This window comes from Sphingomonas flavalba (genome assembly GCF_047553045.1).
In the GTDB taxonomy this organism is placed as follows: domain Bacteria; phylum Pseudomonadota; class Alphaproteobacteria; order Sphingomonadales; family Sphingomonadaceae; genus Sphingomonas_L; species Sphingomonas_L flavalba_A.
This window is the reverse complement of sequence record NZ_CP180208.1, coordinates 1005833-1022610: the sequence shown is the minus strand read 5'-3', so window position 1 is coordinate 1022610 and position 16778 is coordinate 1005833. Positions and strand designations below refer to the sequence as shown.

Genomic DNA, 16778 nt, shown 5'->3' with positions numbered 1-16778 from the left:
ATCCGCCCTTTCGCGCTCTTCCCGACCATGGCGCAGCCACCCCCCACACCCAGCCGGTTGTCGGCGATCCGCAGCGCCTCATGGTTCCGGTGGACGACGAAGCTGGTCCGCCGCGCAAGACCCTGCCCACTCTCGACGACGGTGAATGCCCCGCTCTGCGCCCGGCTCGGTCACCGGTCGAGCGCCAGCATGGCTAACGCCCCGGACAATCGGGGTTAACACGCCGCCGCGCGCTCAGCGCAGGTTCGGCCGCAACCATTTCTCCGCCTGCTCCAGGCTGACGCCGCGCCGGGGGGCATAATCCTCCAGCTGGTCCTGGCCGATCCGGGCGACGCCGAAATAGGCGCATTGCTCATGCCCGAAATAGAAGCCGGAAACGGCGGCGGTCGGCACCATCGCGAAATGGTCGGTCACGGTGATCCCGGCCGGGCCGCCGCGCTCGGTGCCGCCCAGCATCGGGAACAGCAGCGCCTTCTGGCTGTGGTCCGGGCAGGCGGGATAGCCGGGCGCCGGGCGGATGCCGCGATACTGCTCGCGGATCAGCGCCTCGTTGGTCAGCTGTTCGCCCGCCGCATAGCCCCACAATTCGGTGCGGACATGGGCGTGCAGCCGCTCGGCGAACGCCTCGGCGAAACGATCGGCCAGCGCCTTGAGCAAGATCGCCGAATAATCGTCATTATCCGCCTTGAACCGTTCCAGATGCGGCTCGATCCCGTGGCCGGCGGCAACGGCGAAGCCGCCAATCCAGTCGCCCGCCGGGTCGATGAAGTCGGTCAGGCACATCGACGGGCGGCCTTCCCGCTTCGCGACCTGCTGGCGCAGGAACGGCATGCGCACTTCCGGCCTTTCGCCATCCGGCCCGGTGCGGATCAGCACGTCGTCGCCTTCCGCCCGGCACGGCCACAGCGCCGCGATGCCGCGCGCAGTCAACCATTTCTCGGCGATGATCGTGTCGAGCATCGCCTGCGCGTCGGCAAACAGGTTGCGCGCGCTTTCGCCGACAATTTCGTCGTCGAGGATCGCCGGATAGGTGCCGGCCAGTTCCCAGGCGCGGAAGAACGGCGTCCAGTCGATATAGTCGCGCAGGTCGGTCAGGTCCCAGTCGTCGAAAACATGGGTGCCCGGCTGCTTCGGCGCCGGCGGCTTCAGCGCGAAATCGGCAAGGAAGCGGTTGGCGCGCGCGTCCTCCAGCGGCATCAGCGCGTTCTGGCCCTTATTCTCGCGCGCTATACGGATCGCTTCATAGTCGGCGGCGGTGTCCGCGACGAATTTCGCCTTGTTGGTGGTGCTAACCAGCGTCGACGCGACGCCGACAGCGCGGCTGGCATCAAGCACATGGATCACAGGCCCGTCATAGGCCGGCGCGATGCGCAGCGCGGTGTGGACCCGCGATGTCGTCGCCCCGCCGATCAGCAACGGCATGGTGAAACCGGCCTGCTTCATCTCCTCGGCCACCGTCACCATCTCGTCCAGCGATGGGGTGATCAGGCCGCTCAGACCGATCATGTCGGCGTCATTCTCGTTGGCGGTCTTCAGGATGTCGTTCCACGGCACCATCACGCCCAGGTCGATCACCTCGAAACCGTTGCACTGCAACACGACGCCGACGATGTTCTTGCCGATATCGTGAACGTCACCCTTGACCGTCGCCATCACGATCCGGCCCTTGGCGCGCTGGTTCTCGTCCTTCTCCGCCTCGATGAACGGCAGCAGGTGGGCGACAGCCTTCTTCATCACCCGCGCCGATTTGACGACCTGCGGCAGGAACATCTTGCCGGACCCGAACAGGTCGCCGACGACGTTCATCCCGTCCATCAGCGGCCCTTCGATCACCTCGATCGGCCGGGCGTAGTTCTGCCGCGCCTCCTCGGTATCGGCGACGACATGCTGGTCCAGCCCCTTGACCAGCGCATATTCCAACCGCTTGGCCACTTCCCAGCCGCGCCATTCCTCGGCCTGCTTCTCGGCCGCCGCGTCGGTGCCGCGATACCGCTCGGCAAGCGCGATCATCCGCTCGGTCGCGTCCTCGCGCTTGTCCCAGATCACGTCCTCGCACGCCTCGCGCAGTTCGGCGTCGATCGTGTCGTAAACATCCAGCTGGCCGGCGTTGACGATGCCCATGTCCATGCCGGCGGCAATCGCGTGGTACAGGAACACGCTGTGCATCGCCCGGCGCACCGGCTCGTTGCCGCGGAACGAGAAGGACAGGTTCGATACGCCACCGGAAATGTGGCAATGCGGGCAGCGCGCCTTGATCGCGCTCACCGCCTCGATGAAGTCGATCGCGTAGCGGCGGTGCTCGTCGATACCGGTGGCGATCGCGAAGATATTGGGGTCGAAGATGATGTCTTCGGGCGGAAAGCCGATGCCGGTCAGCAGGTCGTAGGCCCGCGCGCAGATCTCAAGCTTGCGCGCCTTGGTGTCCGCCTGGCCGACGGTGTCGAATGCCATGACGACGACGGCGGCGCCATAGGCCATTACCTTGCGCGCCTGCTCCAGAAAGGCGTCCTCACCCTCCTTCATGCTGATCGAATTGACGATCGGCTTGCCCGACACGCATTTCAGCCCGGCCTCGATCACACTCCATTTCGAACTGTCGATCATCACCGGAACGCGGGCGATGTCCGGCTCGGCGGCGATCAGCTTCAGGAAGGTGGTCATCGTCAGCTCGGAATCGAGCAGCCCTTCGTCCATGTTGACGTCGATGATCTGGGCGCCGTTCTCCACCTGCTGGCGCGCGACCTCCACCGCCCTGGTGTAATCGCCGGCCATGATCAGTTTCTTGAACGCGGCGGAACCGGTCACGTTGGTGCGTTCACCGATATTGACGAAGGAGGCGGTCGACTGGGTCATTTGGGCTTTCTTATGGGCGACGCATTGTGAAGTGGTGACGTTACGGGTCAGGCGGCGATGATCATCGGGTCCAGCCCGGACAGCAGGGTGCGGACCGGCGGTTTCGGCACCGCGCGCGGCGGCTTGCCGCCCACCGCCCGGGCGATCTCGCGGATATGATCCGGTGTCGTGCCGCAGCAGCCGCCGACGACATTGACCAGTCCCTGGTCAGCCCACTGGCCAAGGAAACCGCCGGTCGTCTCCGGCGCCTCGTCATACTGGCCCAGCTCGTTGGGCAGGCCGGCATTGGGGTAGACCATGATCAGCGTGTCGGCGATCGCCGCGAGCGACACGACATGCGGGCGAAGCTGCGGCGCGCCGAACGAACAGTTCAGCCCGACGGTCAGCGGCTTGGCATGGCGGATGCTCGCCCAGAAACTGTCGACGGTATGGCCGGACAGGTTGCGCCCGGACATGTCGGTGACGGTGAAGCTGATCATCAGCGGCACTTCGACCCCGCGCGCCTCTCCCGCCTCGATCGCCGCCATGATCCCGGCCTTGCAGTTGAGCGTGTCGAAGATCGTCTCGATCAGGATGAAGTCGACACCGCCGTCGAGCAGCGCGTCCATCTGGTCGCGATAGACATCGCGCAGCTCGTCGAAGCTTATCGCGCGATAGCCGGGGTCGTTGACGTCGGGCGACAGCGACAGCGTCTTGTTGGTCGGGCCGATCGCCCCGGCGACGAAGCGCGGCCGGCCGTCCGCCGCCTCGGCATTGCGCGCCGCGTTGCGGGCGATCTGCGCCGCCGCCAGATTGATGTCACGCACCAGATGCTCGGCGCCGTAATCCGCCTGGCTGACCGTGTTGGCGTTGAAGGTGTTGGTCGACACGATGTCGGCCCCCGCCGCCAGATAGCCTTCGGTGATCTCGGTAATCACATGCGGCCGGCTGATCGCCAGCAGGTCGTTATTGCCCTTCTGGTCGCGGCTCAGATCAAGCCCGCCGCGATAATCGGCCTCGGTCAGGCGATAGCCCTGAATCATCGTCCCGAATGCGCCATCGGTGACCAGCACGCGCTTGGCGGCTTCGGCGCGCAGCCGGGCGGCTGCGGCGGATGTCTCGGTCATGCTTTATTCTCCGGTAACTGACTGTATCGCGGCCTCACGCCGCCTTGACCCGCGCCGCCGGTTTCGGCCGCAACCCGAGCAGGTGGCAGATCGCATAGCCGAGTTCGGCGCGATTGAGCGTGTAGAAATGGAAATGCCTGACCCCGCCGGCATAAAGCCTCCGCGCCAGTTCCGCCGCCAGCGTCGCCGCGACCAGCTGGCGCGCGGCCGGGCGATCGTCCAGCCCCTCGAACAACCGGTCCATCCACGGCGGGATGCTGGCGCCGCACATCGCCGCAAACTTGCGGGTCTGGGCGACGTTGGACACCGGCAGGATGCCCGGCACGATCTCAGCGTCGATCCCCGCCGCCGCCGCCGCGTCGCGGAAACGGAAAAAGGCGTCAGCGGAAAAGAAGAACTGGCTGATCGCGCGAACGGCGCCGGCGTCCAGCTTACGCTTCAGATTATCGATATCGCTCGCCGCATTCACTGCTTCCGGGTGGCATTCCGGATAGGCGGCGACCGAAATCTCGAACGGATGAATCCGGCGCAGCCCCGCAACCAGCGCCGCCGCGCTTTCATAGCCTTCCGGGTGCGGGACAAAGCGGCTGCCCATCACCGGCGGGTCGCCGCGCAGCGCGACGATATGGCGCACGCCCGCCGCCCAATACGCCTCCGCCACCTCGGCGATCTCTGCCTTCGACGCCTCGACGCAGGTCAGGTGCGCGGCCGCCGACAGCCCGGTCTCCCGCGCGATCCGCGCGACCGTCGCGTGGGTGCGCTCGCGCGTCGACCCGCCCGCGCCATAGGTGACGGAGACGAAGCGCGGCTCCAGCGGCGCCAGCGTCTCGATCGCGTCCCACAGCTGCGCTTCCATCTTCTCGCTCTTGGGCGGAAAGAACTCGAACGACACCTGCGCGTCGCCGGAAAGATCGGCGAAGAGCGGGCCGTCCAGCGCGCGCCGGGCCTCCGCAAGCTGCTCGATCGACAGGGTCACGCCGCCTTCTCCTTTACCCGGCCGGGGCGCTCGCCCAGCCACAATTTCACCGTCAACTCGCCGCCCTCCAGCGTTTCCGTCCGCACCGGCTCCAGCCCGGCGGCGGCAAACCAGCCGCCGACCTGCGCATCGTCAAAACCCAGCCGGACATGGGCGTCGCGGGCGCGCAACTCCTCGCGGTCATGGCTGGCGAAATCGACGATCAGCACGCGCCCACCCGCCGCCAGCAGCCGCGCCGCCTCGGCAATCGCTACCCCCGGCTGATGGGCATAATGCAGGACCTGATGCAAAATGACGGTATCGGCGCTGCCGTCGTCCAGCGGCAGCGCGTACATGTCGCCCTGTCGCAATTCGGCGCCGGCGATCGCGCGTTCGCTCAGCTTGGCGCGCGCCAGCCGCAACATCTCCGGGCTGCGGTCGACGCCCAGCGCCCGACTCGCCTGCCCGGCGAACAGCTCCAGCATCCGTCCGGTGCCGGTGCCGACGTCGACCAGCCGGCCGATCGGCCGGTGGCCGATCAGCGCGACCATCGCCGCCTCGACCGCGCTTTCGGCGACATGCAACGATCGAATCGCATCCCAGTCGTCGGCATGGGCGGCGAAATACCGCTCCGCCGCAGCCGCCCGGTCGGCCTTGACCGCCGCCAGCCGCTCGGCGTCCCGCGCCGCAACCGCGTCACCCGCGCGCCCGCCGTCGATGTCGAGCAGAACGGAAAGCGGCGCCATCACCGCGCCTTCGCCCAGGCTCAGAAACACCCAGCTGCCTTCCTTGCGCCGCACGATCAGCCCAGCATCCGCCAGGATGCGGACGTGGCGCGACACGCGTGGCTGGCTCTGGTCCAGCACCTGCGCCAGCTCGCCGACCGAAAGGTCCATCGCCCGCAACAGCGCGAAGATACGCAGGCGGGTCGGATCGGCGATCGCGCGGAATATGTCGAGCAGCGGAACCATTGCGCCCATCATATAAAGAAATCTTTATATGTCGTCAACGAAGCTGATTTTCGGTCAGGGAGGCAATGAATCTGGGGGATTGCGAATGCACAACCACGACGCTAGAGAAATGGGGCTATCTCGGGGAGCCTTCCGAGGGGCAGGATTTTGAACAGGGAGGGAACTCACCCATGAAGAAGATTGCTATCGCGTCGCTGATCGCCGCCGCCACCTTCGGCCTCGCCGCCTGCACCAACAGCGCGCAGAACGAAAGCGCCGAAGCCGCCAACGCCATCGCGAGCGATGTCGCCAACACCACCGACGCCGCGCTGGGCAGCATCGACAACGCGACCGACAACGCCCTTTCGGCGATCGACAACGCGGCCGAGAACGCCGGCGCCGCCGCCGACGCGACCGCCGATGCGGCCGGCAACGCGCTGGTCAATGCCGGCGAAGCGCTGAAGAAGTAAGCGCCAGACGCCTTATTTCAGGAAGGGCCGCGATCCACCGGGATCGCGGCCCTTTTCTTTGCAGAATACCGGCGATGATCCAACACACACTGCCGCTCGCCATCTTCGTGCCCCTCTGCCTCGCCGCCTGCGGAGGACAGCCGGACAACGCCCCCGGCCCCGGCGGCGTCACCGTCGGCAAAGCCCCCGCCATCGACGAAGCCGCCGCCACCCCGGACGCACAGGCCGCGCCCACAAACCAGAGCAATGCAAGCACCGCAGCGGAAGCACGCTGAATAGGGATGGCCACGATTATCTTTTGATTGCTAAGGTTTACGCATCGGACAATGATAGGCTGGTGATGAACCGCCATCAGAACGCCGAGTATGTGACTGAGACGATCAGCTCATTTCTGAACGGCTCGGGTAACGACCATGATTGGGACGACTTCACGTCCTGTTCGCTTCCTGATTCTAGGCTTGATGGCATCCGGCGACGGGCGCTGGCCGTCGAACTTCCGTTGGACGATGAAGGCCGCGCGCAGCTTCAAGCGCTTTTGGATGAATCTCGAAAGATCCGCTACGCGACGGCGGCCGTCGATGAAGCGGGCCACAAGGGGATATCTTGGAAGATTTATCTATTCATTGCGTTTCTGGCATTTTTGGTCGCGGTTACGGGCTCCGACCTCTTCGCGAGAATGACGATAGCAGGGCAGCCATTTGGCGTCGCCTTTTCAGAACATTTGCGAGTTGAATGGATAGGAAATATAGGCCTGCTGGTCCTTTTTTGTCCGTTTGCAGCCAGCGCCCTCATTTGCGCGAGCGTCAACAAACGCGCAGGGGCACTAAGCGCGATCTTGATTTTCTGTATCGCCCTCGCAGTCCTCATCTATTCATATTTTAACGGGTTCCAAGCCGCTCAGCACGCGTTGCTTCAGCAGAGATGGACCGCCGCGGCCCTGTCTGTAGGCTTCTTGCCGTTCTTTACAGGAACCCCTCTCGTCTTTGCCGTTTGGGTTGCGGGATTGATAGTCACGTGGTTCCACCGTCGCCCCGGCGCCTAGAAAGAGCGAACAATCCATAGGCCGAGAAGCTGGACGATCAGGTTTTCGAGCCGCAATCGTGGCCGTGTCATGCCCAATGCTTCACATTGCGGCTGGGTGATCTGACGCGGGTACCGATTGCGAAGGATGGCACCCTGTTGGGCGCATCCGTTATCTGCGAGAGCCAAAAGAAAAGGGAGCCGCCCGCATGGGCGACTCCCTGATCTCGTTTGAAACGAGAAGCCGGGCGCTCAGGCGCTCGCGGGCTTGTCGTCCTTGTCGTCCGCAGCGATCACGATCGCGGCGATCACGGCAGCAGCCGCGATGGCAGCGATCAGAATGCCGCCGCCAGCCAGATCGCTCTTGTTCTCGGTGGCCGCCGCGACGCGCGCGTTGGAAACCGAAAGCCGAGCGGCCGAGGCCGACTGGGCGATCGCCGACGCCGGCATCACCGCCATCGACAGAATGGCCGCGGTGGCCATCACAGTCTTCTTGATCATCACACAACTCCCTTTTTGGCCCGATCCAAAATACTTCGGGCCGCCTCTGGCATTGAATCCTCGTCGATTCAACCCCCTTAAGAGCCCATTCTGCCACCGGCATGGTATCCGCGCCGCTGTTTAGGGACGAACTGTATCCCCGATGCGACACTTGGAAAATGCGGTGCCTTTCCATGCACCGAAAATCATGAACGAATGATTGACGCCCCGCCGCCCGCGCCGCCGGCGACTCAGCGTTCGCCCAACGCCTCCGCCGTCGTCTTGGTGATCGGCTTGGTCAGGTAACGGAAAACCGTGCTCTCACCAGTCTTTATCTCGACAATAGCGGTCATGCCCGGCTGGATCGCGATCGTCTCACCGGCACGCCGCGCCCGCATCATCGCCGTGTCGACGGCCAGGTGGACGCGGTAATAGGTGTCGGCCGGCGCGCCCGGTCGCTCTTCGACCAGCGTGTCGGGCGAAATGAAGGTCACCCGCCCCCTGCCCGTGCCATAGACCGAACTGTCATAGGCATCGAACTTGACCGACGCCGTCTGGCCGACGCGGACGAAGGCGATATCGGCCGGCGCCACCTTCGCCTCGACGATCAGCGCGTCGCCGGTCGGCACGATCGTCAGCATCTCGTCACCGGGGCGCAGCACCCCGCCGACCGTCGTCACCCGCACATTCTTGACCACGCCGTCGACCGGCGACAGCAGGTCGGCGTTGCCCAGCGCGTCGGCGCGCTGGGTCAGCAGTTGCTCGGCGGTGACCAGGTCTTCCTGCGTCCTCGCATATTCGGCCTGCAGGTCCTGCAGGTAACGGGCGCGGCGGCTGGCGACCTGCCCGTCGACGTCGGCGGCGTTGCGCTGCATGCGGATGATCTCGGACCGGGCGACGTCGCCGCTGCGCACCAGCGGCATGTTGAGGTTCAGTTCCTCGCGGATCAGCCGCCCCTGCGATTGCAGCGCGGCGATGTCGGCGCCCAGCGACGCCCGCCGCTGGGCGTAAAGCTGGCGTTGGTTGGCGACGAATTCGGGATAGGCCTGCACGTCCTCCGGAAAGGCCAGCGGCCGGCCGAACAGCTCCGCCTGAATGCGCGCCATCGCGCTTTTCAGCGCCGCCACCCGCGCCCGCGCCTCGTCGACCGACGCCCCCAGCTTCACCTTGTCGAGCGAGACGAGCAACTGCCCCTTGCGAACGGTATCGCCCTCGCGCACGCGGATGCGGGTGATGACACCGCCGTCGGCGCTCTGGATCACCTGCACCCGCCCGGTCGGGATCACGGTGCCACGGGCGCGGGCGATCTGGTCCAGTTCCGCCCACAGCGACCACAGGATGAACCCGCCAACCGCCAGCGCAGCGAGGATGATGATCCAGGTGGAAGCCCGGCGGCTCTGCGCGTAATCCATGGCTCAGCCCTGCTCCGTCAGCTGAGGCGCGCCGTCGCCTTCAACCTGCGCCGGCGCCTGCGGGGCCAGCCGGGCGATGACGTCGCTGGTCGTGCCGTCAAGGACGATGCGCCCTCCGGCCATCACCACCACCCGGTCGACCAGCGCCAGCAATTGCAGCTTGTGGGTGACCAGCACCATCGTGCCGCGCTCGCCCAGTTGCTCCTTGATCGCCTCGAACACCGCGCTTTCCGTCGCCTGGTCCAGATTGGCGCTCGGCTCGTCGAGCAGCATCATCGGCGGTCCGGCGAGCAACATGCGGGTCAGCCCGGTCAGCGCCCGCTGGCCGCCGGAAAGCCCCCTGCCTCCTTCCGATATCGGCAGGTCCAGCCCGCGCGGGTGGGCGGCGACCATCCGGGCGAAGCCGCTCTGCCGCGCCACCTCCATCACCCGGTCGTCGCCGGGGTTGGACAGGCCGAGCAGCAGGTTGTCGCGCAGCGTGCCGTTCACCAGCCGGAAGTCCTGCGGCAGGTAGCCGATGTGGCGGCGGACGACGTCGGTGGCGATCTGGCCCATGTCCAGCCCGCCGATCAGCACGCGCCCGTCCTGCGGCGCATACAGGCCGGCGATTAGCCGCAGCAGCGTCGACTTGCCGGACCCCACGCCGCCGATGATCGCCAGCTTCTCGCCGTCGCGGATTTCCAGCCGCGGCACGTCGATCGTGTCGCGCGTGCCGGGATAGGCGAACTTCACCCCTTCCAGCCTGAGCGGCCCGTTCAGCCGCTCCGGTCGTAGACTGATCGTCCCGGCCGCATCGTCCATCGGCAAGGCGAGCACCCCGTCCAGCGCCTGCAGCGACGAACGCGCATATCCCCACTGGACGATGAAGCCGGGCAGCATCGTCACCAGCGGCCCGTTCACCCGCCCGGCGATGATCGCGCAGGCAATCAGCCCGCCCATCGTCAGGTTGCCGGCCGCCACCTCGACCGCGCCAAACGCGATGATCGCGACATAGGCGATCTGCTGCATCGAGCTGAAAATCGTGCCCGCCATCGACGACCAGCGCTTCACCGGATCTTCGTAATGATGGACCTCGTCCATCAGCCGGTTCCACCGCCCCAGCATCTGCCACTGGCCGCGGTTGGCCTTCACCGTCTCGGCGGAATCGAGCGACTCGACGAGCAGGCCGTTCTTGCGGTTGCCGCTGACCTGCGCCTTGTCGGTGTCGTTCTTGATCGCCCAGGCGAACAGCCAGCCGAGCAGCAGCGCGATCGGGAAAGCGACCAGCGGAACGATGACGATCGCCCCGCCGATCGCGGCGATGACCAGCAAAAACAGCAGCGCGAACGGCAGGTCGGCAACCAGGAACAGCGATCCGGACGACATCAGCGCCCGCACCTGTTCCAGCCCGCGCAACTGGCTCGCCATCGTGCCGACGCCGGGCGGCCGCGCATCCAGCCGCACCGCCTGAGACCGGGCGAAGAAGAATTCGGACACCTCCGTGTCGATCAGCGCCGCCTCGCGCTCGATCATCAAAGCGCGCACGGAACGCAGCGCGAAATCGATCGCCAGCGCAACGACGACACCGACGGTCAGCACCCACAGCGTCGCGAAATTGCCGCGCGGGATCACCCGGTCATAGACCTGCATCGAATAGAGCGAGGTGGCGAGCGCGATGATGTTGGCGACAACGGTGGCAAGCGCGGCACTGCCCAGCACCCCCTTGCGGCTCAGGATCGCGCGCCAGAAAATGTCGACCGCCCTTGGCGTCGCCCCGCGCCGCACCGGATCGGGCAGCTCCACGGCAAAGAAAGTCGCGTCGTCGTCCCAGCCCATCGTCGCGCTGCCGCGCTCGGTGGCGATGCGGATCTCGTCCGCATTCTCCCACTGCTCGGCAATCGCCCAGCCCAGCGCGGTGGTGTAGACGAGCAGCGGAAACGCCTCTGCCTTCGGCCGCCCGGTCAGCGCGCGCGGCGCCGGCCAGCGGGCGTGGGTCGCCAGCCGGCGCAGCCCGTCGCGGCCGTCCAGCCCGCCCTCTTCATCGCCCAGCCCGCCGTGCCAGTCAGGGTCGAGGTCAATGCCGCGCTGCCGCGCCAGCATCGGAATAAGGTGGATCAGCCCGCTCATTGCCCGCCGCTGCCGTCCGGCTGCCAGCGGCAGGTCCGCAGCAACACCCGCGCCGCCGTCTGCATCGCCGATATTTCGGCCGCCGCCTCGGCCAGGTCCAGCGACGACGCCTCGCGCACCGCGTTCATCACGTCGAGCCAGGTCCGGCGCCCGGCGTTGAACTGGCGCTTGTACGATTCGGTGACGATCCGGGCATTGCGCGCCGCCGCCCCGGCGCTGGCGATCCGCCCGCGCGCCGATGCATTCTCGACCAGATCGACGCCGATCGCCTCGCGCAGCGCCCGCTCGGCGGCGCCGACTTCCAGATCAGCCGAATCCCGGCGAATGCGCGCGCTGTCCAGCGCCGACACGCCGGAAAACCCGCCGCTGGTCCGCGCGCGCAGCACCAGGCCAACGCGGTCGCCGGTAATCTCGTTGCGCGAGTATTCGGCGCTCAGTTGCGGCATCAACTGGCCGCGCGCAACATCGACCTCCGCCTTCGCCACCTGCGCCTCGGCCAGCCTGCGCTGCCGCGTCGGGCTACAGGTCAGCGCCTGCTCCGCCGCCTGCGCCGGGTTCGGGTGATGGGCGGCCGGGTCGTATGCCGGCACATTGCCCAGCGCGAAGGCCGGGTCGCTGACCAGCGCGCGGAACTGACTGAGCGCCGCCTGCCGCCGCGCCTCCGCCGTGGTCAATTCCTGCTCCAGCTGGGCGGTACGCGATCGCGCCAGGTCCAGGTCGGCGCTGGGGCTGACCTCCTGCTGCACCCGCCGCGCGATCGAATCGACCAGCCGGTTATGCTCGTCCAGGCTGTCGGACAGGATCGCCGCTTCCCGCGCCGCGCCGGCAATCGCGAAATACGCATCGACCACGCGCAGCTCTATGGCCTGCACCGTCTCCAGAAGACGGGCGTCAGCAACCAGTTTCTCCGCCTCGGCCTTGCGGATGCCGCCGGAAATCCGCCCCCCGGCCCAGATTGGCTGGTCGACCACCAGGTTGGACGTGATGTCGCGGTCGCCGGTTATCGCCCGCCGCCCGCCGGTAAAACCGAGCACCTCGACCGAAACACTCGGAAACTGCAACCATTTGGCGCCGCGTATATCGCTGCGCGCGGCGCGAATCTGCGCCTTGGCGGCGGCGATCGACGGATAGGTGTCGACGGCGACATCGGCGGCAGCGGCCAGTTCGGGGCTGATCGCCGGCGGGCGCGGCAACGGTGTCGCCGCCACATTCTCTTCGCCCGGCATGACCGGGCCATAGGGCATCGGCGTCGCCGGGGGCGCCATCGCCGGTTTCGGGTCGGACGGCTGCGCGGCCTCGACCGGCACGTCCTGCGCCACCAACGGCGCCCCGACCCAGCCGATGGCGGCCAGGCAACATGCGGCGGCCAGGCGCCGGGGTGTCCCCGCGCCCGCGATCCGTCCGAACGCCCCGATCACGCTCGCCACACTCGCAACTCCATCACCCGCCGCCCGGCCAGCCGCCGGCCGGGCATAACCGGCAACCCTTGCCGACACGTCAAGATCACACCCGCCGCCAATGCGGTCAGCGGCCCACCACCCGGCCGCCGCCTGCCCTCGCTGATTCCATAGGTCCGCCCTTCATCCTCGCGCCTCCCGGCGGTTCGGTGAACATGGCGACCCGCTGGCGATTCATCTTCGAACACATCCCGATCGGCATCGTGGTTAACCCGATTCCATCGCCCGCGCCAGCGCCCGGCACGGGCCTCGTCCGAATCCCGGCGCGCCCTGTGGCACGCAGGAGGATTCTTCGGTGCGAAACGGCGCTCAGGCCAGCGCCAGCAGCGCGTCGCGCTGGGCGATCAGCGCCGGCCGATCGGCCGGCACAACCGCCGGCGCCGGCAGCCCCATCGCCCGGTCCAGCCGCCGGGCGGCGGCCTCGGTTATCGCCGGCAGCCGCGCCGCGGTCGCAATCATGTCGTCCATTCGCGCCCAGCAATTCAGCACGACATCGCACCCCGCCGCCACCGCCGTCGCGCCATTCTCCGCCGGCGCGCCGGACAGCGCCTTCATGTCGATGTCGTCGGACATCAGCAGCCCGTCAAAGCCGATACGTCCGCGAATGATGTCGCCGATCACGGTGGGCGACAGCGTCGCCGGCCGCTCGGCGTCCCAGGCTTGGTAGACGACATGGGCGGTCATCGCCATTGGCGCGTCGGCCAGCCGAATGAACGGCTCCAGGTCGCTCTCCAGCGCCTCGGCGTCGGCGTCGACCACCGGCAGCAGGTGGTGGCTGTCGACCAGCGCGCGGCCATGTCCCGGCATATGCTTGACGACGCCGACGACACCGGCGTCGGCCAGGCCGTCCAGCGTCGCGCGGCCCAGCGCCGCCACCCGCATCGGGTCGGCGCCGAACGCGCGGTCGCCAATCACGTCGGATGCGCCGGGCTGGCGCACGTCGAGCAGGGGCAGGCAATCGACGCTGATCCCGGCCTCGGCCAGCATCAGGCCCAGCGCGCGGGCATTGGCGCGCGCCGCCTCGATCGCGGAGATCGGCGCGACCTCGTACAATGCGTCGAACCGCCCGGCGGCGGGAAAGGCCGGCCATTCCGGCGGCTTCATCCGCGCCACCCGTCCGCCTTCCTGATCGATCAGGATCGGCAGGCGGTCGCGGCCAGACAGCGCGCGCAGGTCATCGGTCAGCGCGCGCAACTGGTCCCGCGCCACCGTGTTGCGCCCGAACAGGATGTAGCCGGCCGGGTCGGCATCGCGGAAGAAGGCGCGCTCGTCGGCGGACAGCGTCTCACCGGCGATGCCGAAAATGGCCGGGGTCATCGCCGGCTCAATTGCCGACGACGATGCAGCTTTCCCCGGCGACCTTCAGCCGCCCGCAAATATCGCGCGCCTGCCCCGGCGCACTGGCCTGCAACCGGTAATACACCTTGCCGTTGACCGTCGCCTGCGTGACGTTCGGGGTCAGCGGCGCCAGAAAGGCGAAGCGCGCCGCCATCCGCTTCCACGCGGTATTGGCGATCGCTTCAGATCCGAAAGCGCCCAGTTGCACCGTCGATCCGCCGCTGCGTGCCGGCGCCGGGGTGGCAGCGGATGTTGGCGCCGGGGTCGGCGTCGCCCGCCGGGCCGGGGTCGCCGCCGGGGTCGGCAACCGCGCCGGCTTGGCCGGAACCGTCGCCGACGCGACCTTGGCCGGGGCCGGCCGGGGCGCGGCGGCCACCGGCGGCGGCGCGGGCGGCGCGTCGACCGGCTGCGGCAGCACGACCGGCGCTTCCGGCACCGCTTCCAGATCCAGCCGGGCGTCGGGCGCCGCGCCCTGGCTGGCGGCATAGGTGGTGTCGCCCTGCCCCTCGACCGCCATGCCGCCCGGCTCGTCGGGCTTGACCTTGTAATCGCCGGCCGGTGCCGCGATCAGGCCGCCTTCGCCTTCCGCCGCCGGGCTGCGGTTCTGCAACCAGTATATGCCGCCGACGACCAGCGCGATCAGCGCCAGGCCGAGCAGCACGAACACGGCGACACGCAGCGGCGAAACGCCCTCGTCGTCATAATCCTCGTCGTCGACCGGCTCCAGCCAGGGCAGCCGATCCTCGTCGCGCAGTGACAGGCCGTCTCGATCGGTGTCGGTCATCACTTCATCTCCTCGACCGCGGCGACCCCCATGATGGCCAGGCCATTGCGGATGATCTGCCCGATTCCGTTCGCCAGATAAAGCCGCGCACAAGTGGTTTCCACATCATTCGCCATCAGCACCCGCCGGTCGGGCCGGTCGTTGCCCATGTTGAAATAGGCATGGAACGCCGCCGCCAGATCGAACAGGTAGAAGGCGATGCGGTGCGGCTCGCGCGCGATGGCCGCCGCCTCGACGATCCGGGGGAACTGCGCGGCCAGCGCGACCAGCGCCAGCTCTTCGCGGTCCAGCCGCTCCAGCTTCGGCGTCCCGGCGCAATCGACCCCGGCTTCGGCGATCCGCCGGCCGATCGACCGGATGCGGGCATGGGCGTACTGGACGTAAAAGACCGGATTGTCCTTCGACGCCTCGACCACCTTGGCGAAATCGAAATCCATCTGCGCGTCGGCCTTGCGGGTCAGCATGGTGAACCGCACCACGTCCTTGCCCACCTCGCGCACCACGTCGGCCAGCGTGACGAAATTGCCCGCCCGCTTCGACATCTTGATCGGCTCGCCGCCGCGCAGCAGCCGGACCATCTGGATCAGCTTGACGTCGAACTGGACCCGGTCCCCGGTCAGCGCGGCGACCGCCGCCTTGATCCGCTTGACCGTCCCGGCATGGTCGGCGCCCCAGATGTCGATCAGCGCGTCGACGCCTTCCGCTTTCTGGGCGTGGTAGGCCAGGTCGCCACCGAAATAGGTCCAGCTCCCGTCCGACTTCTTGACCGGCCGGTCCTGGTCGTCGCCGAATTGGGTGGCGCGGAACAGGGTCAGTTCCACCGGCTCCCAATCGTCGGGCGTCTCGCCCTTCGGCGCTTCCAGCACGCCTTCGTAGATCAGCCCGCGTTCGCGCAGCCGGGCGATCGCCGCCTCGGCCTTGCCTTCGGCGTGGATCGCCGCCTCGGACGAAAACAGGTCGTGGTGGATGCCGAGCAGCGCCAGATCGGCCTTGATCAGCACGATCATCGCCGCCACCGCGCGCTCGCGGAAAAGCACCAGCCATTCGGACTCTGGAACGCCTACGTAACGATCCCCGAATTCCGCCGCGAGCGCCGCCCCCACCGGCTTCAGATAGTCACCGGGATAAAGCCCCTCTGATATTTCCCCGATAACCTCGCCGAGAGCCTCGCGGTACCGAAGATGCGCCGACCGCGCCAGAACGTCGACCTGCGCCCCGGCGTCGTTGACATAATATTCCCGGATCACCTCATGCCCGGCATATTCCAGCAGGCTCGCCAGCGCGTCGCCGACCACCGCTCCCCGGCAATGCCCCATGTGCATCGGCCCGGTCGGGTTGGCGGAAACATATTCGACATTGACCTTGCGCCCGGCGCCGATCGTCGACCGGCCATAGTCCCCGCCCCGCGCGTGGATCTCCGCCAGCTCGGCGCGCCAGACACCGTCGTTCAGCGTCAGGTTGATGAAGCCCGGTCCGGCGACCGCGACCGATTCGACTCCGCCCACCGCCCGCAACCGCTCGACCAGCGCCTCGGCCAGCGCGCGCGGATTGGTCCCGGCCGGCTTGGCCAGCACCATCGCCGCGTTGATCGCCAGGTCGCCGTGCGACGGGTCGCGCGGCGGCTCCACCGCGATATTGGCGCGGCTCAACCCGGCGGGCAGCACGCCGTCCTGTTCAAGCCTGTCGAGAATGGCGCCGAGTTCGGCTGCGAAGCGAGCGTAAAGGGTCACGGGTTCCGTTCATCCGATCATCGAAACCCGGCCGATAGACGATCATGCGCGCGGTTGAAAGAATGGCCGCGGCCTACCCCGGGCGCCGGCGTGGGTGAGGGCCGGCGTCCGGGGCGC

The 16778-nt window shown here is 67.6% G+C and carries 14 protein-coding genes; 3 read left to right on the top strand and 11 right to left on the bottom strand.

The window, feature by feature from the left end; all coding sequences use genetic code 11:
* Positions 1-234: 234 nt before the first annotated feature.
* The 4 genes from metH to ACMT1E_RS04715 are packed head-to-tail and all read right to left on the bottom strand — an operon-like array spanning position 235 to position 5885.
* The gene (gene metH / locus ACMT1E_RS04730) at positions 235-2853 is read right to left on the bottom strand and encodes a methionine synthase (protein ID WP_414902539.1); all 2619 of its coding nucleotides are present in this window, start codon (positions 2851-2853) and stop codon (positions 235-237) included.
* A gap of 47 nt (positions 2854-2900) precedes the next feature.
* The gene (locus tag ACMT1E_RS04725; protein WP_414902538.1) at positions 2901-3959 is read right to left on the bottom strand and encodes a homocysteine S-methyltransferase family protein; all 1059 of its coding nucleotides are present in this window, start codon (positions 3957-3959) and stop codon (positions 2901-2903) included.
* 34 nt (positions 3960-3993) lie between these two features.
* Positions 3994-4935, bottom strand: coding sequence for a methylenetetrahydrofolate reductase [NAD(P)H] (gene metF, locus ACMT1E_RS04720; protein WP_414902537.1), 942 nt, complete (start codon positions 4933-4935; stop codon positions 3994-3996).
* On the bottom strand, positions 4932-5885 hold the full coding sequence (locus ACMT1E_RS04715; RefSeq protein WP_414903274.1) for an ArsR/SmtB family transcription factor: 954 nt from the start codon (positions 5883-5885) through the stop codon (positions 4932-4934). The genes metF and ACMT1E_RS04715 overlap by 4 nt, the downstream gene beginning before the upstream one ends.
* A gap of 170 nt (positions 5886-6055) precedes the next feature.
* Between ACMT1E_RS04715 and ACMT1E_RS04710 the strand changes: the two genes are divergently transcribed.
* From ACMT1E_RS04710 to ACMT1E_RS04700, 3 genes are all read left to right on the top strand, one after another.
* Positions 6056-6334, top strand: a complete 279-nt coding sequence (locus ACMT1E_RS04710; protein ID WP_414902536.1) for a hypothetical protein — start codon at positions 6056-6058, stop codon at positions 6332-6334.
* Positions 6335-6408: 74 nt separating this feature from the next.
* Positions 6409-6609: a hypothetical protein gene (locus ACMT1E_RS04705; RefSeq protein WP_414902535.1), complete on the top strand. Its 201-nt coding sequence runs from the start codon at positions 6409-6411 to the stop codon at positions 6607-6609.
* Positions 6610-6671: 62 nt separating this feature from the next.
* The gene (locus ACMT1E_RS04700; protein ID WP_414902534.1) at positions 6672-7376 is read left to right on the top strand and encodes a hypothetical protein; all 705 of its coding nucleotides are present in this window, start codon (positions 6672-6674) and stop codon (positions 7374-7376) included.
* Positions 7377-7606: 230 nt separating this feature from the next.
* On the opposite strand, the gene ACMT1E_RS04695 is transcribed toward ACMT1E_RS04700, so the two are convergent.
* The 7 genes from ACMT1E_RS04695 to argS form a co-directional block, all read right to left on the bottom strand.
* Positions 7607-7855: a hypothetical protein gene (locus ACMT1E_RS04695; protein ID WP_414902533.1), complete on the bottom strand. Its 249-nt coding sequence runs from the start codon at positions 7853-7855 to the stop codon at positions 7607-7609.
* A gap of 230 nt (positions 7856-8085) precedes the next feature.
* Entirely contained in the window at positions 8086-9246 is a 1161-nt protein-coding gene (locus tag ACMT1E_RS04690; protein ID WP_414902532.1) for an HlyD family efflux transporter periplasmic adaptor subunit, read from the bottom strand.
* A 3-nt stretch (positions 9247-9249) separates the two neighbouring features.
* Entirely contained in the window at positions 9250-11352 is a 2103-nt protein-coding gene (locus tag ACMT1E_RS04685; RefSeq protein WP_414902531.1) for an ATP-binding cassette domain-containing protein, read from the bottom strand.
* Positions 11349-12779 carry a TolC family protein gene (locus ACMT1E_RS04680; protein WP_414902530.1) on the bottom strand — a complete coding sequence of 477 codons (1431 nt, stop codon included), beginning with the start codon at positions 12777-12779 and terminating at the stop codon, positions 11349-11351. The genes ACMT1E_RS04685 and ACMT1E_RS04680 overlap by 4 nt, the downstream gene beginning before the upstream one ends.
* Positions 12780-13118: 339 nt before the next feature.
* On the bottom strand, positions 13119-14126 hold the full coding sequence (nagZ, locus tag ACMT1E_RS04675; RefSeq protein WP_414902529.1) for a beta-N-acetylhexosaminidase: 1008 nt from the start codon (positions 14124-14126) through the stop codon (positions 13119-13121).
* 7 nt (positions 14127-14133) lie between these two features.
* Positions 14134-14931, bottom strand: a complete 798-nt coding sequence (locus ACMT1E_RS04670) for an SPOR domain-containing protein (RefSeq protein ID WP_414902528.1) — start codon at positions 14929-14931, stop codon at positions 14134-14136.
* Positions 14931-16661, bottom strand: coding sequence for an arginine--tRNA ligase (argS, locus tag ACMT1E_RS04665; protein ID WP_414902527.1), 1731 nt, complete (start codon positions 16659-16661; stop codon positions 14931-14933). Before argS ends, ACMT1E_RS04670 begins: the two co-directional genes overlap by 1 nt.
* Between the last annotated feature and the right edge of the window lie 117 nt (positions 16662-16778).